Source organism: Pseudomonas syringae pv. coryli str. NCPPB 4273, assembly GCF_000972175.1.
Classification (GTDB): domain Bacteria; phylum Pseudomonadota; class Gammaproteobacteria; order Pseudomonadales; family Pseudomonadaceae; genus Aquipseudomonas; species Aquipseudomonas syringae.
In genome coordinates, this window is sequence record NZ_AWQP01000073.1 from 58430 (window position 1) to 81405 (window position 22976).

The 22976-nt window shown below is 61.3% G+C and carries 19 protein-coding genes; 11 read left to right on the top strand and 8 right to left on the bottom strand.

Annotated features, from left to right (window positions below; all coding sequences use genetic code 11):
* Nucleotides 1-112: 112 nt before the first annotated feature.
* Nucleotides 113-1129 (bottom strand): class I SAM-dependent rRNA methyltransferase, encoded by a 1017-nt coding sequence (locus P406_RS25340; RefSeq protein ID WP_046237707.1) that lies wholly within the window; start codon nt 1127-1129, stop codon nt 113-115.
* A 157-nt stretch (nt 1130-1286) separates the two neighbouring features.
* Here P406_RS25340 and P406_RS25345 point away from each other — a divergent pair, with 157 nt between their 5' ends.
* On the top strand, nt 1287-2870 hold the full coding sequence (locus P406_RS25345) for an alkaline phosphatase D family protein (protein WP_046237719.1): 1584 nt from the start codon (nt 1287-1289) through the stop codon (nt 2868-2870).
* A gap of 107 nt (nt 2871-2977) precedes the next feature.
* A complete protein-coding gene (locus tag P406_RS25350) occupies nt 2978-3919 on the top strand; it encodes an AEC family transporter (RefSeq protein WP_046237708.1) in 942 nt (313 codons plus the stop codon).
* Here P406_RS25350 and P406_RS25355 read toward each other — a convergent pair.
* From P406_RS25355 to gatC, 6 genes are all read right to left on the bottom strand, one after another.
* Complete coding sequence (locus tag P406_RS25355; protein ID WP_003400208.1) at nt 3916-4299, bottom strand: carboxymuconolactone decarboxylase family protein; 384 nt, start codon at nt 4297-4299, stop codon at nt 3916-3918. The two genes, P406_RS25350 and P406_RS25355, sit on opposite strands and share 4 nt — an antisense overlap.
* 33 nt (nt 4300-4332) lie before the next feature.
* The gene (locus P406_RS25360) at nt 4333-5364 is read right to left on the bottom strand and encodes a calcium/sodium antiporter (protein ID WP_003340605.1); all 1032 of its coding nucleotides are present in this window, start codon (nt 5362-5364) and stop codon (nt 4333-4335) included.
* 78 nt (nt 5365-5442) lie between these two features.
* Nucleotides 5443-5811, bottom strand: coding sequence for a septal ring lytic transglycosylase RlpA family protein (locus tag P406_RS25365; protein ID WP_002555111.1), 369 nt, complete (start codon nt 5809-5811; stop codon nt 5443-5445).
* Nucleotides 5812-6188: 377 nt separating this feature from the next.
* The gene (gene gatB, locus P406_RS25370) at nt 6189-7634 is read right to left on the bottom strand and encodes an Asp-tRNA(Asn)/Glu-tRNA(Gln) amidotransferase subunit GatB (protein WP_046237709.1); all 1446 of its coding nucleotides are present in this window, start codon (nt 7632-7634) and stop codon (nt 6189-6191) included.
* A gap of 10 nt (nt 7635-7644) precedes the next feature.
* Nucleotides 7645-9096, bottom strand: a complete 1452-nt coding sequence (gatA, locus tag P406_RS25375) for an Asp-tRNA(Asn)/Glu-tRNA(Gln) amidotransferase subunit GatA (protein WP_004411689.1) — start codon at nt 9094-9096, stop codon at nt 7645-7647.
* A gap of 14 nt (nt 9097-9110) precedes the next feature.
* Nucleotides 9111-9398, bottom strand: coding sequence for an Asp-tRNA(Asn)/Glu-tRNA(Gln) amidotransferase subunit GatC (gene gatC / locus P406_RS25380; protein ID WP_032699716.1), 288 nt, complete (start codon nt 9396-9398; stop codon nt 9111-9113).
* A gap of 205 nt (nt 9399-9603) precedes the next feature.
* On the opposite strand from gatC, the gene mreB reads away from it, so the two are divergent.
* From mreB to tldD, 8 genes are all read left to right on the top strand, one after another.
* Nucleotides 9604-10641 carry a rod shape-determining protein MreB gene (gene mreB / locus P406_RS25385; RefSeq protein ID WP_002555108.1) on the top strand — a complete coding sequence of 346 codons (1038 nt, stop codon included), beginning with the start codon at nt 9604-9606 and terminating at the stop codon, nt 10639-10641.
* A gap of 231 nt (nt 10642-10872) precedes the next feature.
* On the top strand, nt 10873-11940 hold the full coding sequence (gene mreC / locus P406_RS25390) for a rod shape-determining protein MreC (RefSeq protein WP_004411686.1): 1068 nt from the start codon (nt 10873-10875) through the stop codon (nt 11938-11940).
* Entirely contained in the window at nt 11933-12424 is a 492-nt protein-coding gene (gene mreD / locus P406_RS25395; protein WP_003364106.1) for a rod shape-determining protein MreD, read from the top strand. The genes mreC and mreD overlap by 8 nt, the downstream gene beginning before the upstream one ends.
* A gap of 67 nt (nt 12425-12491) precedes the next feature.
* Nucleotides 12492-13094, top strand: a complete 603-nt coding sequence (locus tag P406_RS25400; protein ID WP_046237710.1) for a Maf family protein — start codon at nt 12492-12494, stop codon at nt 13092-13094.
* A complete protein-coding gene (gene rng, locus P406_RS25405; RefSeq protein WP_003364105.1) occupies nt 13091-14548 on the top strand; it encodes a ribonuclease G in 1458 nt (485 codons plus the stop codon). The genes P406_RS25400 and rng overlap by 4 nt, the downstream gene beginning before the upstream one ends.
* Nucleotides 14549-14728: 180 nt before the next feature.
* On the top strand, nt 14729-18544 hold the full coding sequence (locus P406_RS25410; protein WP_046237711.1) for a YhdP family protein: 3816 nt from the start codon (nt 14729-14731) through the stop codon (nt 18542-18544).
* A gap of 48 nt (nt 18545-18592) precedes the next feature.
* Nucleotides 18593-19438 carry a carbon-nitrogen hydrolase family protein gene (locus P406_RS25415; protein WP_017277896.1) on the top strand — a complete coding sequence of 282 codons (846 nt, stop codon included), beginning with the start codon at nt 18593-18595 and terminating at the stop codon, nt 19436-19438.
* Between the two features lie 2 nt (nt 19439-19440).
* Nucleotides 19441-20880, top strand: coding sequence for a metalloprotease TldD (tldD, locus tag P406_RS25420; protein ID WP_046237712.1), 1440 nt, complete (start codon nt 19441-19443; stop codon nt 20878-20880).
* A 48-nt stretch (nt 20881-20928) separates the two neighbouring features.
* Here tldD and yjgA read toward each other — a convergent pair whose 3' ends face one another.
* Nucleotides 20929-21450 carry a ribosome biogenesis factor YjgA gene (gene yjgA, locus P406_RS25425; RefSeq protein ID WP_003364101.1) on the bottom strand — a complete coding sequence of 174 codons (522 nt, stop codon included), beginning with the start codon at nt 21448-21450 and terminating at the stop codon, nt 20929-20931.
* 107 nt (nt 21451-21557) lie between these two features.
* Between yjgA and pmbA the strand changes: the two genes are divergently transcribed.
* On the top strand, nt 21558-22904 hold the full coding sequence (gene pmbA / locus P406_RS25430; RefSeq protein ID WP_046237720.1) for a metalloprotease PmbA: 1347 nt from the start codon (nt 21558-21560) through the stop codon (nt 22902-22904).
* Nucleotides 22905-22976 lie beyond the last annotated feature (72 nt).

Below are 22976 nucleotides of genomic sequence, written 5' to 3' on the forward strand. Positions count from 1 at the left end.
TCTCTCTCTTTTGGAAGCCCTTGGAGTATGGCATGCCTGTTCGGTTCCGAAGGCACTGCCATCGCGGCTTGTAGGAACTTTCCGGTTGTACTTTACGATATCAAGCGCCGGCTCAGAGTTGCAGGATCAGCGTTTTCAGCGGCGGTTGATTATCCTGAGACGGGAAGTCTGCGGCGGGGCGCATCTCCTGGCAGTCGCGGACCGGACGCCCGGCCTTGGTGGCACAGCGCAGTACCTGCTCACGCCAGTCTTGCATGCTGACTTTCGCCAGATTGTTGCAGCAGATCAGCACACCATCGTCCGCCGTGGTCAACAGCGCAGGTTTGAGCAGGCTTTGATAGTCGCGCAGCAAATCAACGGTGCCGAACGCGCTCTTGGCCCAGGCTGGTGGGTCGAGCAGGACCAGATCATATTGGCGCTGTTGCAGTTTCACGTAGCTGGGCAATTGCTGGCTGCGGCGCGCGGCAATGGGCAGCCCGGCCAACTGGCGGATCGCCGGAAAATAATCCGACTGAATGAATTGCATGGGCGGCAGTTGCGGATTGAGCGCACCATTCTCGCGACCCACCGCCAGATTGCCCTCGGCGAAGTCCAGATTGCACACTTCACTCGCGCCACCGGCCGCAGCGCTGAGACCGACGCCGCAGGTGTAGGCGAACAGGTTCAGCACGCTTTTGCCGGCGCTGTGCTGCTTGACCCAGCCGCGGGTGTTGCGCAGGTCGAGAAACAACAGCGGGTCCTGGCCTGCATGCCGGCCGCGGACCCGGTAATTGAGCCCCCATTCGTGGCCGACATGATCGGCCAGCGCTGCTTCTTCAGCCTTGTACACGGTGTCATGGCGATCCACGCGCGAGTTGCCTTGCGAGCGATCGTTATAGACCAGCAGGGTGTCCAGGCCCAGGCGCGTGTTGACCTGTTCATGCAATGCCAGCAGGACGTCGCGATCCAGGCGGGAGTGAAAGCTTTGCACCAGCAATTGCGGGCCGTAGCGGTCGATGGTCAGCCCGCTGGCACCTTCCTGGCTGCCGTGAAACAGTCGATAGCAGTCCGTGCCCTGTCCATGCAGTTCGTCGAGCAACGCCTGGCGATTGTCGAGGGCGACGCTGAGCGCCAGATTCAAGGAAGACATGCTGAGCGCCTCGGGCTGGAATAAGGCGCGGGAGTTTACCAGTTACCGGGCGCCGGAGGTTTTTGGCGTCTGTCATGCGCTTGATCTCCTGCGTTGTCATACAGCGCCAATATTCCCCTGCTACGGTGCTTTTTTGCCTGTCAGCGAGGGGATAACCGTGAGCCAGTTCGATCTCAAGCGTCGCCGTGTCATCCAGGCCGTCGGAACGGTAGGTGCCGGTCTGCTGTTACCGGGTGTTGCGCCGGCGGTTATCGCCTCGGTGCAGGATCGTCCGAAGATGATGGATGGCGTGCAGTCCGGCGATGTGTTCGGCGACAAGGCAATCGTCTGGAGCCGTAGCGACCGGCCTTCGCGCATGGTCGTCGAGTGGGACACACGCAGCATGTTCACCCAGCCACGCCGCGTGGTGTCGGCGCTGGCCGATCAGCGTACCGACTTTACCGCGCGGGTCGAGTTGAGCGGGCTACCGGTCGATCAGGCGATTTTCTACCGGGTGTCTTTCGAGGATGCGCAGAGCGGTGTCGCCGGTGAGCCGTGGTTCGGTCATTTGCGCAGCACACCGCAGCAGCGCCGCGACATCCGTTTCGTCTGGAGCGGCGACACGGTAGGGCAGGGCTTTGGCATCAACCCCGATATTGGCGGCATGCGTATCTACGAAGCCATGCGTTTGCGCTTGCCGGACTTTTTTATCCACAGCGGTGACACCATCTACGCCGACAGCCCGGTGCCGGAGCAGCTCACCACGGAGGGCGGGCGCGTCTGGCGCAATATCACCACCGAGGCGAAAAGCAAGGTGGCGGAGACCCTCGACGAATACCGGGGCAATTACCGCTACAACCTGATGGATGAAAACCTGCGCCGCTTCAACGCCGAAGTCCCGCAGATCTGGCAGTGGGACGATCACGAAGTGACCAACAACTGGTCGCCCAGCAAACAGCTCGATGATCGCTACAAGGTCAAGGACATCGGCCTGCTGTCCTCGCGTGCCCGCCAGGCTTATCTGGAATACGCGCCGCTGCGCTTGCAGGAAGCCGACAACGGCGGACGCATTTATCGCAAGGTCCCCTACGGTCCGATGCTCGACGTCTTCGTCCTCGACATGCGCAGCTATCGCGCCGGCAACGATGCCAATCTGGCCGACAAGCCGGGTCCGACCACCGCATTCATGGGCCGTGAGCAACTGGACTGGCTCAAGCGCGAGCTCAATGCGTCGCGCGCGCAGTGGAAGGTCATCGCGGCGGACATGCCCATTGGTCTGGGCGTGCCGGATGGCGAGGTCAGCCCCGGCGTACAGCGTTGGGAGGCCATCGCCAACGGCAATGACGGCCCGGCGTTGGGGCGTGAGCTGGAGGTCGCCGAATTGCTGGCGTACCTGCGCGCGCAGAAGATTCGCGATTGTGTCTGGCTGACGGCCGACGTGCATTACTGCGCTGCGCATCATTACCAGCCGGACCTGGCCGTGTTCCAGGACTTCGACCCGTTCTGGGAGTTCGTCGCCGGGCCATTGAATGCCGGTAGCTATGGTCCTAACGTGCTGGACAAGACCTTTGGCCCCGAGCTGGTGTTCCAGAAGGCGCCCCCTGCGCAGAACACCTCGCCATTTGCGGGTTTTCAGTTCTTTGGCGAGGTAAATATCGACGGGCAGACCGGTGAACTGACTGTGGCGCTGCGCGATCTGGACGGGGTCTCGGTCTTCGAGCGCAAGCTCCAGCCTGTGAAGGAAGTCAGCCGCATCGTCTGATGAACAACAGGCGCGGCGGGGTGATCAGGGTTTCGGAAATTCCGTGCAACATGCTTGTCCTCGGTGGCCTATCATGAGCGACCTAACGACGGGACCGGACGCGTTGCATGCTGGCTATTTTTCTCGAGACCCTGAACATCACCGCCCCGGTGTTTGCCATGCTGTTTCTGGGCGTGTTCCTCAGGCGTATCGGCGCGATCAATGATGGTTTCATCGTTGCGGCTTCCGGGCTGGTGTTCAACGTCACCATGCCTGCGCTGCTGTTTCTGGGCATTATTCACGCCGACCTGCGCACCGCCCTGCAGCCCAAACTGCTGATTTTTTTCAGCATCGCCACGCTTCTGAGTTTTGCATTCGCCTGGTGCTGGGCGATCTGGCGCTGCCCGCACGAAGAGCGCGGGATCTACGTCCAGGGCGCGTTTCGTGGCAATAACGGGGTTATCGGTCTGGCCCTGGCGGCCAGCATGTACGGGCCTCCTGGCATTTCACTGGGCGCGATTCTCGCCGCGCTGGTCATCGTCTTCTACAACACGTTATCGACGGTGGTATTGGCGGTTTACAGCCCGGTGATCAAGTCCGATCCCTGGAGCATCTTCAAAAGCGTGTTGGCCAATCCGCTGATCATCAGTGTGATCATCGCCTCGCCCTTCGCTTATTTCGCCATCGGCTTGCCCAAATGGCTGGAAACCTCCGGCAGCTACCTGGCACAGATGACTTTGCCGCTGGCACTGATCTGCATCGGTGGCACGCTGTCGCTGGCCTCGTTGCGCAAGAGCGGAAAACTGGCTGTCAGTGCCAGCGTCATGAAGATGATCACGCTGCCAGTGCTGTGCACGCTGGCCGCCTGGCTGGCCGGTTTTCGCGGCGCTGAATTGGGGATTCTGTTCCTGTATTTCGGCAGCCCGACGGCGGCTGCCAGCTACATCATGGCGCGCACGGCCAACGGCAATTACGAGCTGGCCGCTGCGATCATCGTCATCACCACGCTGGCGGCAGCAGTCACGACCAACGTGGGGATTTTCATCCTGCAATGGGGCGGCTGGATTTAATCCGCTTTGACGTAGCTGTCGATCACTTCCTGCGCCGCACGAAACGCGTCGATGGCCGCTGGCACGCCGGCGTACACCGCGCAGTGCAGCAGGGCTTCGCGAATCTCCTCGACCGTGCAGCCATTGTTCAGTGCGCCACGAACGTGGCCCTTCAGTTCTTGCGGGCATTTCAGGGCGGTGAGGGTGGCCAGGGTGATCAGGCTGCGGGTTTTCAATGGCAGGCCCTCGCGACTCCAGACGCTGCCCCAGGCGTGCTCGTTGACGAAATCCTGCAGCGGCTGGCTGAACTCGGTGGCATTGCCCAGCGCGCGGTCGACGTAGACATCGCCCATCACTTGGCGACGGATCTGTTCGCCGTCGCTGATTGTCTTGTCTGTCATGGCCTTGCTCCTTGTATCGATGCGGGTTGGAGGTCAGTGCTGGCGTCGCCAGGCGCGAATCGTGCCCCAGACAACCACAGCGCCCAGCACAGGTAACACCAGCGTGAGCATTTTGCTTTCAAGCCGTTCGGCCAGCGCCATACCGGTGCTGATCGACAGGATATGCAGCCCGTAGGTCAGGTACAACGACAGCAGAAACAGGCCTTCCAGACGGTCTATGCGGTATCCGGAATAAAACAGCGGCACACACAGCAGCGACACACCGAGCATGATCGGCAGGTCGAACACCAGTGCATTTGGCGAGATCGTCAGCGGCACCGGGGCGACCAGTGCGGTCAGCCCCAGAACGCCCAGCAGATTGAACAGGTTGCTGCCGATCACGTTGCCTACGGCAATATCACGCTCACCACGAAACGCTGCGATCAGCGACGTCATCAGTGCCGGCAATGAGGTGCCAATGGCAATGATGGTCAGGCCGACTATGCGTTCGGAAAGCCCCAGGTGTATGGCAATCACCACTGACGCGTCGACCAGCAGGTGTCCGCCAGCGGTCAACAGCAGCAAGCCACTGGCAAGCATGAGGATGCGCGTGAAGGTACGAGGTTTTTCGGTTGTCTCGGCCTGTCCGTGACGCGGCGCATGGCCGCCTTGGCGGATGATGACGATCAGGCAGAACAGCAATCCGGCAAGCAGCACTGCGCCGTCCAGTTTGCTGAATTCGCCGCTCCAGGACAGGCCGATAGCCAGCAGGCAGGCGCCAATCATCAGCGGAATGTCGACGTGCAAAACCTGACGGGCAACGCGTAACGGAATGATCAGCGCGCACAGGCCAAGGATCACCAACACATTGAAAATGTTACCGCCGATGACACTGCCCACAGCGATGTCGGTGTTATCGGCAAACGCGGCTTGCAGGCTTACTGCCATCTGCGGCGCGCTGGTGCCCATTGCCACGACGGTCAGGCCGACGATCAGTGGCCGGACCTTGAAAATCGCCGCCAGATGCACCGCTGCGCGCACTGACAGTTCTGCCCCGATCAGCAGCAATAACAAGCCACTGAGCATCTGGATGAGCGCGGGGGCGGGCAAGGCCGATAGCTGGAGAATACGAGTGTCCTTATCGGAGGTGATCGAGAGTCGGGGTTAATCCAGGGCCTGTACGCGGACTGGCGCTGTCCCGCTGCGCAGCATACCCAGTTGTTCGGCCGCTTCGCGAGAGACATCGATCAGACGGCCGCGCGTGTGAGGGCCGCGATCGTTGATACGTACGACTACCGACCTGTCGTTGTCCAGATTGGTGACTTTGACGCGCGTGCCGAAGGGCAGCTGTCGATGTGCAGCGGTCAGCGCATTCTGATTGAACGGCTCACCGCTGGCAGTGCGGTTGCCATGATGGCGGGCGCCGTAATAAGCGGCGGTGCCGGTCTCGTCATAACCATGGGGGTCGATGATGTGATTAGCGCATCCTGCCAATAACGTCAGCAGGCTGCAGGCAAAAATAAGGCGGCGCATGGGGTGGGTTCCTGAGTGCCGGAGTAGTTGTGGTTGACGCTCGTGCCAAGGCTCCACGTCGGCATGCATTTCGTGACGCTCCGCGTCATAACCCGGTGTCGCAGCGCGTACTCGACAGCGGACGCAGAGCGTCCGGAACTGCATTCCCACACAGAGCGCTCATCGTTATACACAAGTCATGAAGAGCCCAGAAGGCGGGCTCTTTGACCATAATCGCGATGTGAATAAGACCTCTGTGGGAGTGAGCGTGCTCACGAAGACCTTGGTCCAAACGCCCTGTCTCTAGAGGCTGTACCGGCCTATTCGCGAGCAAGTTGGCTCCCACAAGACTCGTGTATAACGCTGATCGCACAGCGTGGGAACGAGAGTGACGCGGATCAGCCCTCCAGCTTGGCCTTCAGCAGCTCATTGACCTGCTGCGGGTTGGCCTTGCCTTTGGAGGCTTTCATCGCCTGACCGACGAAAAAGCCGAACATCTTGCCGCGTTTGGCTTCGTCCGCTGCACGATACTGTTCGACCTGTTCCGCGTTGGCTGCCAGCACCTCGTCGAGCATCGATTCAATGGCGCCGCTGTCGGTGACCTGCTTCAGACCGCGTTTTTCGATGACTTCATCGGCGCTGCCTTCACCATTGGCCATTGCTTCGAAGACCATTTTCGCGATCTTGCCGGAAATGGTGTTGTCGGTGATGCGCTTGAGCATGCCGCCCAACTGCTCTGCACTGACCGGCGACTGTTCGATCTCCAGGCCCTGCTTGTTGAGCAGGCTGCCCAGCTCGACCATGACCCAGTTGGCTGCCAGTTTGGCGTCACCGCTGATGCTCACCACCTGTTCGAAGTAGTCAGCCTGCTCGCGGCTCGAAGCCAGTACGCTTGCGTCGTAGGTCGATAGACCGAACTGGCTCTGGAAGCGTTCGCGTTTCTGCGGCGGCAGCTCTGGCAAGGTGGCGCGGGTTTCTTCGAGGAACGAGTCCTCGATGATCACCGGCAACAGATCCGGGTCGGGGAAGTAGCGGTAATCGTTGGCTTCCTCCTTGCTGCGCATGGCGCGGGTTTCGTTGGTGTTCGGGTCATACAGGCGCGTCTGCTGGATAACCTTGCCACCGTCTTCGATCAGATCGATCTGGCGCTGAATCTCGCTGTTGATCGCTTTTTCGATGAAGCGGAACGAGTTGACGTTCTTGATCTCGCAGCGCGTGCCGAACTCGACCTGGCCCTTCGGACGAATCGATACGTTGCAGTCGCAGCGCAGCGAACCTTCGGCCATGTTGCCGTCACAGATGCCCAGGTAGCGGACAATCGCGTGGATGGCCTTGACGTAAGCCACGGCTTCCTTGGCGTTGCGCATGTCCGGCTCGGAAACGATCTCCAGCAGCGGGGTGCCGGCACGGTTCAGGTCGATACCGGTCATGCCCTGGAAGTCTTCGTGCAGGCTCTTGCCCGCATCCTCTTCCAGGTGCGCACGGGTGATGCCGATGCGCTTGACGGTGCCATCTTCAAGGGGGATGTCCAGGTGGCCCTTGCCGACAATCGGCAGCTCCATCTGGCTGATCTGATAGCCCTTGGGCAGGTCCGGGTAGAAGTAGTTCTTGCGGGCAAACACGTTGTGCTGGCCGATTTCGGCGTTCACTGCCAGGCCGAACTTGACGGCCATGCGCACGGCTTCCTTGTTCAGCACCGGCAATACGCCAGGCATGCCCAGGTCGACGAGGCTGGCCTGCGTGTTGGGCTCGGAGCCGAACGTGGTCGCGCTACCGGAAAAAATCTTTGATTGGGTCGAAAGCTGGGTATGAATCTCCAGCCCGATGACGACTTCCCATTGCATGTGTTTCTCCTCAGAAGCCTTCAGGTGCGCGAGTGTGCCAGTCGGTGACTTGCTGATACTGATGCGCCACATTCAAGAGACGGCCTTCCTGGAAATACGGAGCGAGCAGTTGCACGCCGACCGGCAGACCGTCGACGAAGCCCGCAGGCATGGACAAGCCGGGCAGGCCCGCCAGGTTGGCGGTGATGGTGTAGAAGTCTTCCAGGTATTCGGCAATCGGATCGTTGGTCTTGGCGCCGATCTTCCAGGCCGGGTTGGGCGTGGTCGGGCCGAGAATCACGTCGACATCGGCGAACGCGCTCATGAAATCGTTCTTGATCAGGCGACGGATTTTCTGCGCCTGCAGGTAATAGGCGTCGTAGTAGCCCGCCGACAGCGCGTAGGCGCCGACCATGATGCGTCGCTGGACTTCCGGGCCGAAGCCTTCGGCGCGCGAGCGCTTGTACAGGTCGGTCAGGTCCTTCGGGTCTTCGCAGCGGTAGCCGAAACGCACACCGTCGAAGCGCGACAGGTTGGACGAGGCTTCAGCCGGGGCGATGACGTAGTAGGCCGGGATCGCGTGCTGCAGGTTCGGCAGGCTGATTTCCTTGACGATCGCGCCGAGCTTTTCCAGCTCCTTGACGCTTTCATGCACCAGCTGCGCGATGCGTGGGTCGAGGCCTGCGCTGAAATATTCTTTCGGCACACCGATACGCAGGCCCTTGAGCGAGGTATTGAGGCTGGCAGAGTAGTCCGGAACCGGCTCGTCGATGCTGGTCGAGTCCTGCGGGTCGAAACCGGCCATGCCTTGCAGCAGCAGTGCGCAGTCTTCGGCTGTGCGTGCCATCGGGCCCGCCTGATCGAGGCTTGACGCGTAGGCAATCATGCCCCAGCGCGATACGCGGCCGTAGGTCGGCTTGAGACCCGTGAGGTTGGTCAGTGCCGCAGGCTGGCGAATCGAGCCTCCGGTGTCGGTGCCGGTCGCAGCGGGCAACAGGCGCGCAGCAACAGCGGCTGCCGAACCACCGGAAGAACCGCCAGGCACGCATTCCAGGTTCCACGGGTTTTTCACCGCGCCGTAATGGCTGGATTCGTTCGCCGAACCCATGGCGAATTCGTCCATGTTGGTCTTGCCCAGGGTCACTGTGCCGGCCGATGCCAGACGCGAAACGACCGTCGCATCGTAGGGTGCCTTGAAATTGTCGAGCATCAGCGAGCCGCAGCTGGTGCGGATGCCCTGGGTGCAGAACAGGTCCTTGTGGGCCAGCGGCGCACCGAGCAGCGGGCCGTTTTCACCGGCTGCACGGCGCGCGTCTGCTGCCTGCGCCTGGGTGATGGCCAGGTCTTCGGTGAGGCTGATGAAGCTGTTGAGCTGCGGGTCGAGCGTCGCGATGCGCGACAGCAGAACGCGAGTCAGCTCTTCGGAAGAAAACTTTTTATCGGCGAGTCCGCGAGCGATCTCGGCCAGAGTCATTTGATGCATGCAGGCGCTTTCCCTTACTCGATGACTTTCGGAACCAGATACAGCCCGTCTTGGACCGCTGGTGCGATGGCTTGGTAAGTGTCACGACGATTTCGCTCGGTGACGGCGTCTTCGCGCAGGCGCTGGGTGGCTTCCAGCGGGTGAGCCAGCGGCTCGATGCCAGAGGTGTCGACGGCTTGCATCTGATCGACCAGCCCAAGAATGCTGTTAAGTGCTTCGGTGGTACGCGGGATATCGGCGTCATTGAGGCCCAGTCGGGCCAGATGAGCGATCTTTTCCACGTCGGAGCGTTCAAGCGCCATGGGGTATCTCCAGTGGAATGCTTATGGATTTGCTTTGTTGCCAATTGCGGAACACTATCGCGTTATTACTGTCTCAAGCCGCTAACGTCGAGGGTGGTGTTCGGAAAACCGCCAATTTAGCATATTGGCTCCTTGCCCAAAATCCCTGTCGTTGTTAGAGTTTGCCGCACTTTTTTTACCACGCGTTCCCTAGGGTCCCTTTCCCATGTTCAAGAAACTGCGTGGCATGTTTTCCAGTGATCTATCCATCGACCTGGGCACTGCCAACACCCTTATTTACGTGCGTGAGCGCGGTATCGTTCTGAATGAACCTTCTGTCGTTGCCATTCGTACTCACGGCAACCAGAAGAGTGTCGTGGCCGTCGGTACCGAAGCCAAGCGCATGCTGGGCCGTACTCCAGGCAACATCGCAGCCATTCGTCCAATGAAAGACGGCGTTATCGCCGACTTCAGCGTCTGCGAAAAAATGTTGCAGTACTTCATCAACAAGGTTCATGAAAATAGCTTTCTGCAGCCCAGCCCTCGTGTGCTGATCTGCGTTCCGTGCAAATCCACACAGGTTGAGCGTCGCGCGATTCGCGAGTCGGCCCTGGGTGCAGGTGCACGCGAAGTCTTCCTGATCGAAGAACCAATGGCCGCTGCAATCGGTGCCGGCCTGCCGGTGGAAGAAGCTCGCGGTTCGATGGTTGTCGACATCGGCGGCGGCACCACCGAAATCGCCCTGATCTCCCTGAACGGTGTGGTGTATGCCGAATCCGTACGGGTCGGCGGTGACCGTTTCGACGAAGCGATCATCACCTACGTGCGCCGCAATTACGGCAGCCTGATCGGCGAATCGACTGCCGAGCGCATCAAGCAGGAAATCGGTACTGCCTATCCGGGCGGTGAAGTGCGTGAAGTCGACGTCCGTGGCCGCAACCTGGCTGAAGGCGTTCCACGTGCGTTCACCCTGAACTCCAATGAAGTGCTCGAGGCACTGCAGGAGTCGCTGGCGACCATCGTTCAGGCGGTCAAGAGCGCTCTGGAGCAATCGCCTCCTGAACTGGCTTCGGACATCGCCGAGCGGGGTCTGGTCCTGACCGGTGGTGGTGCGCTGCTGCGTGATCTGGACAAGTTGCTGGCTCAGGAAACCGGTCTGCCGGTGATCGTCGCCGAAGACCCGCTGACCTGTGTAGCGCGTGGCGGTGGTCGTGCGCTGGAAATGATGGATAAGCACACCATGGATCTGCTCTCCAGCGAATAATTCGCCGGGGTGCCTTTCACGGAGTCTTTTGTATGCAGGTGGCGTATATGCTACCTGTATGCTTCGGGCTGACGCCGAAACAGGGTGCCTATCTCTCTCATTTGTCCGGGCCGGTTACATACCGCATGAATAATTGCCAATCGAAGTTCGATCCAACGATCGCATGCCCCGGAGGAGCGGCCTATTAAACCGCTTTTCTCAAAAGGCCCGTCGCTGGGTGTACGTCTGCTGGTGCTGGCCGTTCTGTCGGTTGCGTTGATGGTTGTCGACGCCCGCTTTACGATCCTCAAGCCCGTGCGCAGCCAGATGTCGATGGTGCTCATGCAGTCCTACTGGATCGTCGACCTGCCACAGCGTCTGTATCAAGGCGTCGCCAGTCAGTTCGGCAGCCGCACAGAGCTGATCGCCGAAAACGAAAAACTCAAGACCGAAGCCCTGCTCTTGCAAGGTCGCCTGCAAAAGCTGGCGGCACTGACCGAGCAGAACGTTCGGCTGCGTGAGTTGCTGAACTCCTCGGCGCTGGTCAACGAAAAGGTCGAGGTCGCCGAGCTGATCGGTATGGACCCGAACCCCTTCACCCATCGCATCATCATCAACAAGGGCGAACGCGACGGCGTCGTGCTCGGCCAGCCTGTGCTCGATGCACGCGGTCTGATGGGGCAGGTGGTCGAGTTGATGCCCTATACCTCACGCGTTTTGTTGCTGACTGACACGACCCACAGCATCCCGGTGCAGGTCAACCGCAACGGCCTACGGGCCATCGCCAGCGGCACCGGTAACCCGGAACGTCTGGAGCTTCGGCATGTGGCGGACACCGCAGACATCAAGGAAGGCGACCTGCTGGTCAGTTCGGGCCTTGGGCAGCGATTCCCGGCCGGTTACCCGGTGGCGACGGTCAAGGAGGTGATTCACGACTCCGGCCAGCCGTTCGCGATCGTTCGTGCGGTGCCAACCGCCGCGTTGAATCGCAGCCGCTATTTGTTGCTGGTGTTCTCTGACGGCCGCTCGCCGGAAGAGCGCGCTGCCGATGCGGCGCAAGCGCAGGAATCCCTCGACAAGGGCGTCGAGCCCTCCGTGATGGCGACGCTGCCGCCGCCGACACCCGCTTTCCCAATGTGGCCGCAGGCAGTCGTTCCGGTCTTTCCGGGCAGTACGCTGACGCACAAGCCGGCGGCGCAGTCGGCAACACCTGCACCGGCGGCAACGCCCGCGACACCTGCAAGGCCTGCCGCCCGGCCTGCGGCGTCACAGCCGCCTGCCTCACGACCTTCCACTGCCCGGGAGCCTATCGATGGTTAGTCATGTTTCCGGGCGCAATGGCTGGGTGGTCTGGCTGACGTTCGCGATCGGTCTGCTGCTGAGTGTTTCGCCGCTGCCGCAATTCATGGAAATCTTCCGGCCACTGTGGCTGGCCTTGCTGCTGACCTTCTGGGTCCTGGCGCTGCCGCACAAATACGGCATGACCACCGCGTGGATACTGGGCCTGATGGAGGATGTGCTGTACGGCACATTGCTCGGCCAGAATGCCCTGATCCTCAGCCTGATTACCTTTCTGGTGATGTCCCTGCAGCAGCGTCTGCGCATGTTTCCCATGTGGCAGCAGTGTCTGGTGCTATTGGTGGTATTCGGTCTGGCGCAGCTTGCGCAACTCTGGCTGAGTGCGCTGACCGGCAACCGTCAGCCTACGCTGGCGCTGGTGCTGCCCGCGTTGGTCAGCGCTCTGTTGTGGCCCTGGATCAGTTATGGCCTGCGTGGATTGCGCAAACGTTTGAAAATCAATTAAGCGCAAGGTGAGCGCGACGCCCCGCTGCGTTGTTCGCGCTCACCCGCACAGACACGGAGATGTCCTTATGCCCTCGCTTTATCTGGCTTCTGGCTCGCCGCGCCGCCGCGAACTTCTGACTCAGATCGGTGTGCCCTTTACCGTACTGAGCGCTCAGATCGACGAAACTCCTTTCGACCATGAAACCCCGGCTGCCTATGTCGAGCGTCTTGCGCTGGGCAAGGCTCAGGCTGGGCTATCCGTGCTGTCAGCCGAACAACAGGCCTGCGTGATGGGCGCTGACACGGCGGTGGTGCTCGATGGACGCATTCTCGGCAAGCCGGTCGATGAAGCGGATGCGCTGGCCATGCTGATGGCCCTGTCCGGGCGCGAGCATCAAGTGCTGACGGCTGTCGCGCTCTGTGATCGGCAACGCAGCGATACCCGTATTGTTACCAGTCGTGTGCGCTTTCGCCCGATTCAAACCCATGAAGCCCAAGCCTACTGGACCAGTGGCGAGCCCGCCGACAAGGCTGGCGGCTATGCCATCCAGGGGTTGGCAGCGATTTTCGTCGAGGGTCTGCAAGGCAGCTATTCTGGGGTGGTGGGTCTGCCCCTGTGCGAAACCGCAGAACTGCTTGGCCATTTCGGCATACCCTGCTGGCAATGCCTGGAAGGTGACAAGTCATGAGTGAAGAGATTCTGATCAACATCACGCCGATGGAATCGCGCGTGGCCGTGGTGGAAAACGGGGTTCTGCAAGAAGTGCATGTCGAGCGTACCCAGCGTCGCGGCATCGTCGGAAATATCTACAAAGGCAAGGTTGTGCGGGTGCTTCCCGGCATGCAGGCGGCGTTCATCGACATCGGTCTGGATCGCGCGGCGTTCATTCATGCATCGGAAATATCCATGCGTGAAGGGCCCGCGGTCGAGAGCATTGCGTCGCTGGTACATGATGGCCAGAGCCTTGTCGTGCAAGTCACCAAAGACCCGATCGGCAGCAAGGGCGCACGGCTGACCACGCAACTCTCCATTCCCTCGCGTTATCTGGTGTACATGCCGCGCACTGCGCATGTGGGCATCTCGCTGAAGATCGAGGACGAAGCCGAGCGCGAACGACTCAAGAAAGTGGTCAGTGATTGTGTTGCCCAGGAAGGTATCAAGGAAGCTGGAGGTTTCATTCTGCGCACCGCTGCCGAAGGCGCCGGGGCGGATGAAATCCTCATGGACATCCGCTATCTGCGCAGACTCTGGGATCAGATCGGCGAGCAGATCAAGACGGTCAGCCCGCCCACGGTGATTTACGAAGACCTGGGCCTGGCGCTGCGCACATTGCGCGATCTGGTCAGCCCGCGCATCGAGAAGATCCGTATCGACTCGCGGGAAACCTTTCAGAAAACCACCCAGTTCGTCGCCGAGCTGATGCCGGAGATCGCCGACAGGCTCGAGCACTATCCGGGCGAGCGGCCGATCTTCGACCTCTATGGGGTCGAGGACGAAATCCAGAAGGCCCTCGAGCGCAAGGTGCCGCTCAAGTCGGGCGGCTATCTGGTCATCGATCCAGCCGAAGCGATGAGCACCATCGACGTCAACACCGGCGCGTTCGTAGGGCATCGCAACCTCGAAGAAACCATCTTCAAGACCAACCTGGAAGCTGCCACGGCCATCGCCCGGCAGCTGCGCCTGCGCAATCTGGGCGGCATCATCATCATCGATTTCATCGACATGGAAGACGGTGAACACCAGCGTCAGGTGCTGCGCACGCTGGAGAAACAGCTGGAACGCGATCACGCCAAGACCAACATCATCGGCATCACCGAGCTGGGTCTGGTGCAGATGACCCGCAAGCGCACCCGCGAAAGTCTCGAACAGGTGCTGTGCGAACCGTGTCATTGCTGCGCAGGGCGGGGCAAGCTGAAGACCCCCGAGACCATCTGCTACGAAATCTTCCGGGAAATCCTGCGCGAGGCCAGGGCCTATCAGGCAGTGGGCTATCGCGTTCTGGCCAATCAGCGCGTGGTGGATCGCCTGCTCGACGAGGAGTCCGGCAACGTGGCTGAGCTGGAGAGCTTTATTGGCCGCACTATCCGTTTTCAGGTAGAAACCATGTACTCGCAGGAACAATACGACGTGGTGCTGCTCTGAGGGTGCTGATCGTTTGAAATATATGACAAGTGCCCTAAGGGTTTCTGGCAGGTATGCCGTTTTATCGAGAATGATGCGTGGCGAATGAGCAAAACCTGTACCTGACCGCACCTGCACATCCGAGCCGGAATCCGTTCGCCGATTCTGCTCCTCGCACCCCGCAGTGGAGGACCTCCTGAGATGGGACGTCTTCCTCGCCTCGTCGCAACCCTGACCCGCTGGGGGCTGAGCCTGTGCGCACTGATTCTGGTGCTTGCGGCGCTGTACGTGAGCCTCGGCCGTCAGTTGACGCCGCTGGTTGCCGAATACCGTGTCGATGTGGAAACCCGTGCCAGCAGCGCGCTGGGCATACCGCTGAGCATCGGCAGCCTGGAAGGCAGCTGGAGCCGCTTTGCCCCGGTATTGCTGGCCCACGACGTGATGGTCGGCGAGGGTGCCAGTGCTCTGCGTCTGGATCGCGTAAGGGTGGTTCCCGACCTTTGGGAAAGTCTGCTGGCGCGTGACGTGCGCATCGCTCATCTTGAAGTGGACGGCCTGCAGTTCAGCCTCAGGCAGGACAAGGACGGCGCGTGGTCGGTTCAGGGCTTGCCGGTGCACAACGACAGCCCGTTCGATCCCGAGCAGGTGCTCAAGCAGATGCAGATGGTCGCGCATGTGTCGTTGCTCGGCAGCCAGGTCACGGTGCAACCGTTTGACGCTGCGCCGCTGACCCTCACCTATGTAAACCTCAGCCTGGACACCGGCAGCTATGCCCAGCGACTTGACGCACGCCTGACCCTGCCGGATGGTCAGCCGGTCGCGCTCAACGTGCGCTCGCGTATCCAGGCCAGTCAGTGGAAGGACGGCGAGGCCGATGTCTACGCCAGCCTGCCGCAAAGTGACTGGGCCAAGTGGCTGCCGAAAAGCCTCACGCGCGAATGGACACTGTCGAAGCTGCAGGCCGGCGGCGAGGTCTGGTTGAGTTGGGGCAAGGGCACGGTGCAAAGCGCGACCACGCGCCTCAATGCACCGCAGGTCAAAGGCGTTTATGCCGGCCGCAAACCGTCGACGATCGATAACCTTGCGCTGAACGCATGGTTTGCACGGACTGAAACAGGTTTCGACCTGAACCTCGATTCACTGGCGATGAGCCTTGGCGACACGCGTTGGGAAAGCCGTGTGCAACTGACGCAAACCGCCGCGACGCCTGACAGCGAAGAGCTCTGGCACGTGCAGGCGGATCGTCTGGACCTGACCCCCGTCACGCCGCTGATCGACTCGCTCGCGCCGCTGCCTGACAAGGCCATGGCAGTGGTCGACGGCCTCAAGGTGACAGGCGGGCTGCATAACGTGCTGCTCGACTACCGGCCACAGGCAGTCGGCGACAAGCGCCTGAGCTTTGCCGCCAATCTGGACAAGGTGGGTTTCAACGCGTATCGCGGGGCGCCTGCGGCTGGAAATGTCAGCGGTGCCATCAGCGGTGATCTGGGGCAGGGCGAGCTGCGCCTCGACACCGATGACTTCATGCTGCACCTGGACCCGATCTTCGCCAAACCCTGGCGTTACCAGAAGGCCAATGCCCGTCTGACCTGGAAACTGGATGACCAGGCGTTCACGCTGATCGCCCCGTACATCAAGGTGCTTGGCGACGAAGGCAAGATTGCGGCGGACTTTCTGATCAAGATTCATCTCAATCATGATCAGGAAGACTACATGGACCTGCGGGTCGGCATGGTTGACGGCGACGGCCGTTACACCAGCAAGTACCTGCCGACCGCGCTCAGTCCGGAGCTTGATCACTGGTTGCGCACCGCCGTGGTCAGTGGCGCGGTCAAGCAGGGTTTCTTCCAGTATCAAGGGTCGCTGAACAAGAACTCGCCCGATACGGCGCGTGTCATCAGCCTGTTCTTCGACGTCAACAACGCAACGCTGGCGTTCCAGCCAGGCTGGCCGTCGCTGACCGGGGTGGATGGCAAGGTCTACGTCGAAAACAGCGGTGTACGTGTCAAGGCAAGCAAAGGCCAGTTGCTGGATACCAAGGTCAGCAATGTGCTGGTCAATATTCCTCATGTGCCGTCAGGTCAGGACAGTCACCTGCTGGTGGACGGTAATTTCTCCGGAAACCTGATCGACGGCCTGAAGATTCTCCAGCAGGCGCCCATCGGTACGGGCAGCACGTTTGCCGGCTGGCAGGGCGAGGGCCCGCTGGGCGGCAAGCTGAAGCTGGATATACCGCTGGCCAAGGGCGTCGAGCCAAAGGTCGTGGTGGATTTCAGCACCGACAATGCGCGCTTGAAACTGGCTGACCCGGTACTGGAGCTGACCCGCCTGAAAGGCGACTTCCGTTTTGACAGCTCCAGCGGGCTGAGCGGCAAGGGCATCAAGGCCCAGGCATTCGATCGCCCTGTCACCGCAGAGATCGCCGCCGAGGGCAAGCCTGGCGACAACGTGACGCGCATTATGGCGAACGGGCAAATCACCGTGAAGCGGCTCACCGACTGGCTGAACGTGACCCAGCCGCTGCCGGTGTCCGGTGATCTGCCGTATCAGCTGCAGCTCATTCTGGACAGCAAGGACAGCCCGCTGGTAATCAACTCCACGCTCAAGGGCGTGGCGATCGATTTGCCCGCACCGTTTGGCAAGACCGCCGAGCAGGAGCGTCCCAGCGAATTCCGCATGACCCTGCAAGGCGCGGAGCGCAGGCTCGGCGCGGCCTATAACGATCGGGCCAACTTTGCGTTCTCAGCACCGAATGGCAAGTTTGCCGAAGGTCGTGGCGAGCTTTATCTGGGGCGCGGCGGGGCGATCGTGCCGGACGCCAAGGGCTTGCGGATCCGTGGAGAGTTGTCCGAACTGGACATCGCGCCCTGGCAGGAACTGGCCGCTCGCTACACCGGGAATGATCCGGGCGGCAACGCAAAACAACTGCTTAACAGCGTTGATCTGCAGATTGGCAAGCTGACCGCGATGGGCACCACACTCAATGACGTGCGTGTCCAGCTGCAGCGCAACGCGGCAGCCTGGGCCCTGTCGCTGGACAGCGCGCTGGCCAAAGGCACGGCAACGCTGCCCGACGCCAAGTCTGCACCGATCGGGGTCAACATGCTCTACGTTCGACTGCCTGCATCCGATCCGACAGCGACCGTGGTGGAAAACGCGCCTGATCCTCTGGCGGATATCGACCCGCACAATATCCCTGCGCTGGACGTGAAGATCTCCCAGCTGTTTCAGGGCGATCAGTTGCTCGGGGCCTGGGCATTGAAAACCCGGCCGACGCCTGCCGGCATGCGCATGTCGGACATGAGCCTGGGGCTCAAAGGTATTCTGCTGGAGGGTGACGCTACCTGGGAGGGTACGCGCGGGGCCAGCAGCAGTTCGTTCAAAGGTCGTCTGGCGGGCAAGAACCTCGCGGATGTGCTAAAGGCCTGGAACTTCGCACCCACTGTCACCAGTGAACGCTTCGAGATGAACGTGGACGGACGCTGGCCGGGTTCGCCTGCCTGGGTCGGTCTGAAGCGCTATTCCGGCAGCCTGGATGCCACGCTGAACAGAGGCCAGTTCGTCGAAGTCGAGGGTGGCGCTCAGGCGTTGCGGGTGTTCGGGCTGTTGAATTTCAACTCCATCGGCCGGCGTCTGCGCCTGGACTTCTCTGACCTGCTGGGCAAAGGCCTGAGCTACGACCGGGTCAAAGGGCTGCTGGTCGCCAGCGACGGTGTCTATGTGACGCGTAACCCGATCACCCTGACCGGGCCGTCGAGCAATCTGGAGCTCAACGGTACGCTGGACATGGTCCGCGATCGTGTCGATGCGAAGCTGCTGGTGACCTTGCCGGTGACCAATAACCTGCCTATCGCTGCACTGATTGTCGGCGCGCCAGCCATTGGCGGGGCACTGTTCCTGGTCGACAAGCTGCTGGGCGACCGGGTTGCGCGTTTTGCCAGCGTGCAATACAAGGTCGAAGGGCCCTGGAAAGAGCCGAAGATCACCTTCGACAAGCCATTTGAAAAGCCCCAATAGCGTCCCATGGAGTACAGTGGTGGCCATGTCATTCAGGAGCGGGTTGCCATGTCCTTCGCGGTGATTCAGATGGTCAGCCAAAGCGATGTCCTGGCCAATCTGGCCAGCGCCCGACGTCTGCTGGAACAGGCTGCCGAAGGTGGCGCGCGGCTGGCGGTACTGCCCGAAAACTTCGTCGCAATGGGGCGCCGCGACGTCGCCGATATCGGGCGTGCCGAGGCTCAGGGGCACGGACCGATCCTGCCATGGTTGAAACTGGCCGCTCGCGACCTCAAGTTATGGATTGTTGCCGGAACCTTGCCACTGCCGCCGGATGAGCGACCGGATGGCAAGGTGACGGCGTGTTCGCTGTTGATCGATGAGCACGGTGAGCAGGTGGCCCGTTATGACAAACTGCATCTGTTCGATGTGGACGTCGCTGACAATCGTGGCCGCTATCGTGAATCGGATGACTATGCTCATGGGAGCAGGGTGGTGGTAGCCGATACGCCTGTGGGGCGTCTGGGGCTGACCGTCTGTTATGACCTGCGCTTTCCCGAGCTGTACACCGCGCTGCGTGAGGCCGGTGCTGAACTGATTACCGCGCCGTCAGCGTTCACTGCGGTAACGGGGGCTGCGCACTGGGACATTCTGATCCGCGCGCGTGCTATCGAAACCCAGTGTTACGTGCTGGCGGCCGCACAGGGCGGGGTCCATCCGGGGCCTCGCGAGACTTACGGACACGCGGCCATCGTTGATCCATGGGGCCGCGTACTGGCCGAGCAGGCGCAGGGTGAAGCGGTGCTGCTGGCCACACGCGACAGTGAAGAACAGGCGTCCATACGGGCGCGGATGCCGGTGTCCAGTCACCGGCGCTTTTTTTCGCAGGACGCCATGCGGCCTGCTTCGGAGTGAATATGAGTGATCTGTCCTCAGTCAGCGAACACCTTCTGGCACCCGGCGGCCTGAGCCTCGACAGCCTGCAGTCCGTGCTGGGCGATCTGGCCGGGCCAGGAATCGACGCGGCCGATCTGTATTTTCAGGGCATGATCTCCGAGTCCTGGTCGCTCGAAGACGGGATCGTCAAGGAAGGCAGTTTCAATCTCGATCAAGGCGTTGGCGTGCGTGCCCAGTCGGGCGAGAAAACCGGCTTTGCGTACAGCAACGCGATCACCCCCGAGGCCTTGCGCACCGCCGCACAGGCCGCGCGCTCTATTTCCCGCGCTGGCCAGAAGGGCCGTGTACAAGCCTTCACCTCGCAGGACGTGGCGCAGTTGTATGCCCCGGATAACCCGCTGGAAGTGCTGAGCCGCGCCGAGAAGGTCGAGTTGCTCAAGCGCATCGACGTTGCGACGCGTGCGCTGGACTCGCGTATCCAGCAGGTTTCGGTGAGCATGGCCGGTGTCTGGGAGCGCATCCTGGTGGCCGCCGCGGATGGCAGCCTGGCCGCTGATGTGCGTCCGCTGGTGCGTTTCAACGTCAGTGTCATCGTCGAGCAGAATGGCCGCCGCGAGCGGGGCGGGCACGGCGGCGGCGGGCGTACCGACTACCGTTATTTCCTGGCCGACGATCGCGCCATGGGCTACGCCCGTGAGGCCCTGCGTCAGGCACTGGTCAACCTGGAAGCGATTCCCGCACCGGCAGGCACCTTGCCGGTGGTACTCGGCTCCGGCTGGTCCGGTGTGCTGCTGCACGAAGCGGTCGGCCACGGCCTTGAGGGCGACTTCAACCGCAAGGGCAGTTCGGCCTACAGCGGGCGCATGGGCGAGATGGTTGCGTCGAAACTCTGCACCATCGTCGACGACGGCACCCTGGCGGGGCGTCGTGGCTCGCTGAGTGTCGATGACGAAGGCACACCGACCGAATGCACGACGCTGATCGAGAACGGCGTGCTCAAGGGCTACATGCAGGACAAGCTCAATGCACGCCTGATGGGCGTGGCCAGCACCGGCAACGGCCGTCGCGAGTCCTATGCCCACCTGCCGATGCCTCGCATGACCAACACCTACATGCTGGGCGGGCAGAGCGATCCGCAGGAAATCATCGCCTCAGTGAAGCGCGGCATCTACTGCGCCAACCTGGGCGGTGGCCAGGTGGATATCACCAGCGGCAAGTTCGTGTTTTCGACCAGTGAGGCTTATTTGATCGAAGACGGCAAGATCACTGCGCCGGTCAAAGGCGCGACCTTGATCGGTAACGGGCCGGAAGCCATGAGCAGGGTGTCGATGGTGGGTAACGATCTGTCGCTGGACAGCGGCGTCGGTACGTGCGGGAAAGATGGCCAGTCGCTGCCAGTCGGTGTGGGTCAGCCTACGCTGAAAATCGACGCGATTACCGTGGGTGGCACCGGTAGCTGAATGTGAGTCGGGGCCGGCTGCTTGCTGCTGCCGGCCCCGAGGGCGAAATCAACGCAGACCGCGTTGAAGTTCGTCCAGCTCACGGATGTATTTGAAGATTTTGCGGCTGGTGGCCGGCGGTTTGTTGCGTGCAACTTCGTGTTGCGCCTGACGGATCAGCGAACGCAGCTGCTGACGGTCGGCATCGGGGTATTCGACAACGAATTTCTCGAGGTCGGCGTCATCGCCCGCGATCAGGCGATCACGCCAGCGCTCCAGATTGTGGAAACGTTCATTGTATTGGCGAGTGGAGGCATCGAGTTGGTCCAGCAATACCAGAATGGCTTCCTGGTCCTGATCGCGCATCAGCTTGCCGATGAACAGAATATGCCGCTTTCGCGCGATGTTCGCCGTGTGCTTGGGCGCTTCGGCCAGGGCCTTGCGCAAAGCGTCGGTCAGCGGCAGCTTGGCCAGCACATCGGCTTTGAGTGTTGTCAGTCGCTCGCCGAGGTCGACCAGAGCATGCAGCTCTCGTTTGACCTGGGTTTTGCTTTTCTCCCCGTCGAGGGAGTCGTCGTAAGAATCAACCATGGGGGCAGTCCGCAAAGAAACGCCGCCATGATAACCAGTCATGGGCCGCTTGTCCGGCCCGGTCGGTATTCGGCCTGTGCTGAAAGAAGAATTTGATGGAGAAAATCATGAGTGCAACCCAAAGCGTCGGCCCACAAGCCTTGCCCGAGCTGCAGGAGCAGGTCGAGCAGATCATCGCCGAAGCCCGGCGTCAGGGCGCCAGCGCCTGCGAAGTCGCGGTGTCGGTGGATCAGGGGCTGTCGACATCGGTCCGTCAGCGTGAAGTCGAAACCGTCGAGTTCAACCGCGATCAGGGCTTTGGTATCACCCTGTATGTCGGACAGCGCAAGGGCTCGGCCAGCACGTCGGCAACCGGCGCCGATGCGATTCGTGAAACGGTCGCCGCTGCCCTGGCGATTGCCGAACACACCTCCGTAGATGAAAGCTCCGGGCTGGCCGACGCTGCGCTGATGGCCAAAGAGGTCATGGATTTTGACCTTTACCACACCTGGGACATCACGCCCGAGCAGGCCATCGAGAAGGCGTTGCTCTGCGAAGCGGCAGCCTTCGATGCCGACAGCCGCATCAAGAACGCCGACGGCACCACGCTCAATACCCATCAGGGCTGCCGTGTATACGGCAACAGCAATGGCTTCATCGGTGGTTATGCGTCAACGCGGCACAGCCTCAGCTGTGTGATGATCGCCGAGGGCGAAGGCCAGATGCAGCGCGATTACTGGTATGACGTCAACCGCAAAGGCGATCTGCTGGCCGATGCGCAGAGTATTGGCCGCAAGGCGGCGTTGCGTGCAGCGAGCCGTCTGGGCGCGCGTCCTGTGCCGACCTGTGAAGTGCCGGTGCTGTTTGCTGCGGAGTTGGCAGGCGGTCTGTTCGGCAGCTTTCTCGGCGCCATTTCCGGCGGTACCCTGTACCGCAAGTCGTCGTTCCTCGAAGGCGCGCTGGGTCAGCGGCTGTTCCCCGAGTGGATGACCATTGATGAGCGCCCGCACCTGAAGCATGCGATGGGCAGTTCGGCGTTCGACAGTGATGGTCTGGCGACCTTCGCCAAACCGTTCGTGGCAGGTGGGGATCTGGTTTCCTACGTGCTGAGCACGTATTCCGGCCGCAAGCTGGGCATGCCGAGCACTGCCAACGCGGGCGGTGTGCACAACCTGTTCGTTACCCACGGTTCGGACGACCAGGGCGCGCTGATCCGGCGCATGGGACGCGGCTTGCTGGTGACCGAACTGATGGGCAGCGGCCTGAACATGGTCACCGGCGACTATTCGCGCGGCGCGGCAGGCTTCTGGGTAGAGAATGGCGAGATTCAGTTCCCGGTTCAGGAAGTGACCATTGCCGGCAACATGCGCGACATGTTCAAGCAGATCGTCGCCGTTGGCAGCGATCTTGAGCTGCGCAGCAACATCCGCACCGGCTCGGTACTGATCGAGCGAATGATGGTGGCGGGGAGCTGACAGATCCCCGATTCTGGCTATCGTGCCCATAAGCGCAGAGCGTCGCACGATAGTTGCAATCATCGTTCCCTA

Excerpts from the sequence above, each read along its gene's own strand:
- P406_RS25340 (WP_046237707.1), bottom strand. The coding sequence starts at position 1,129 with ATGTCTTCCTTGAATCTGGCGCTCAGCGTCGCCCTCGACAATCGCCAG.
- mreD (WP_003364106.1), top strand. The coding sequence starts at position 11,933 with ATGGTTAGTCATGTTTCCGGGCGCAATGGCTGGGTGGTCTGGCTGACG.
- gatC (WP_032699716.1), bottom strand. The coding sequence starts at position 9,398 with ATGGCGCTTGAACGCTCCGACGTGGAAAAGATCGCTCATCTGGCCCGA.
- tldD (WP_046237712.1), top strand. The coding sequence starts at position 19,441 with ATGAGTGATCTGTCCTCAGTCAGCGAACACCTTCTGGCACCCGGCGGC.
- mreB (WP_002555108.1), top strand. The coding sequence starts at position 9,604 with ATGTTCAAGAAACTGCGTGGCATGTTTTCCAGTGATCTATCCATCGAC.
- gatA (WP_004411689.1), bottom strand. The coding sequence starts at position 9,096 with ATGCATCAAATGACTCTGGCCGAGATCGCTCGCGGACTCGCCGATAAA.
- rng (WP_003364105.1), top strand. The coding sequence starts at position 13,091 with ATGAGTGAAGAGATTCTGATCAACATCACGCCGATGGAATCGCGCGTG.
- pmbA (WP_046237720.1), top strand. The coding sequence starts at position 21,558 with ATGAGTGCAACCCAAAGCGTCGGCCCACAAGCCTTGCCCGAGCTGCAG.
- P406_RS25400 (WP_046237710.1), top strand. The coding sequence starts at position 12,492 with ATGCCCTCGCTTTATCTGGCTTCTGGCTCGCCGCGCCGCCGCGAACTT.
- P406_RS25350 (WP_046237708.1), top strand. The coding sequence starts at position 2,978 with ATGCTGGCTATTTTTCTCGAGACCCTGAACATCACCGCCCCGGTGTTT.
- yjgA (WP_003364101.1), bottom strand. The coding sequence starts at position 21,450 with ATGGTTGATTCTTACGACGACTCCCTCGACGGGGAGAAAAGCAAAACC.
- P406_RS25415 (WP_017277896.1), top strand. The coding sequence starts at position 18,593 with ATGTCCTTCGCGGTGATTCAGATGGTCAGCCAAAGCGATGTCCTGGCC.
- P406_RS25410 (WP_046237711.1), top strand. The coding sequence starts at position 14,729 with ATGGGACGTCTTCCTCGCCTCGTCGCAACCCTGACCCGCTGGGGGCTG.
- gatB (WP_046237709.1), bottom strand. The coding sequence starts at position 7,634 with ATGCAATGGGAAGTCGTCATCGGGCTGGAGATTCATACCCAGCTTTCG.
- P406_RS25365 (WP_002555111.1), bottom strand. The coding sequence starts at position 5,811 with ATGCGCCGCCTTATTTTTGCCTGCAGCCTGCTGACGTTATTGGCAGGA.
- P406_RS25355 (WP_003400208.1), bottom strand. The coding sequence starts at position 4,299 with ATGACAGACAAGACAATCAGCGACGGCGAACAGATCCGTCGCCAAGTG.
- P406_RS25360 (WP_003340605.1), bottom strand. The coding sequence starts at position 5,364 with ATGCTCAGTGGCTTGTTATTGCTGCTGATCGGGGCAGAACTGTCAGTG.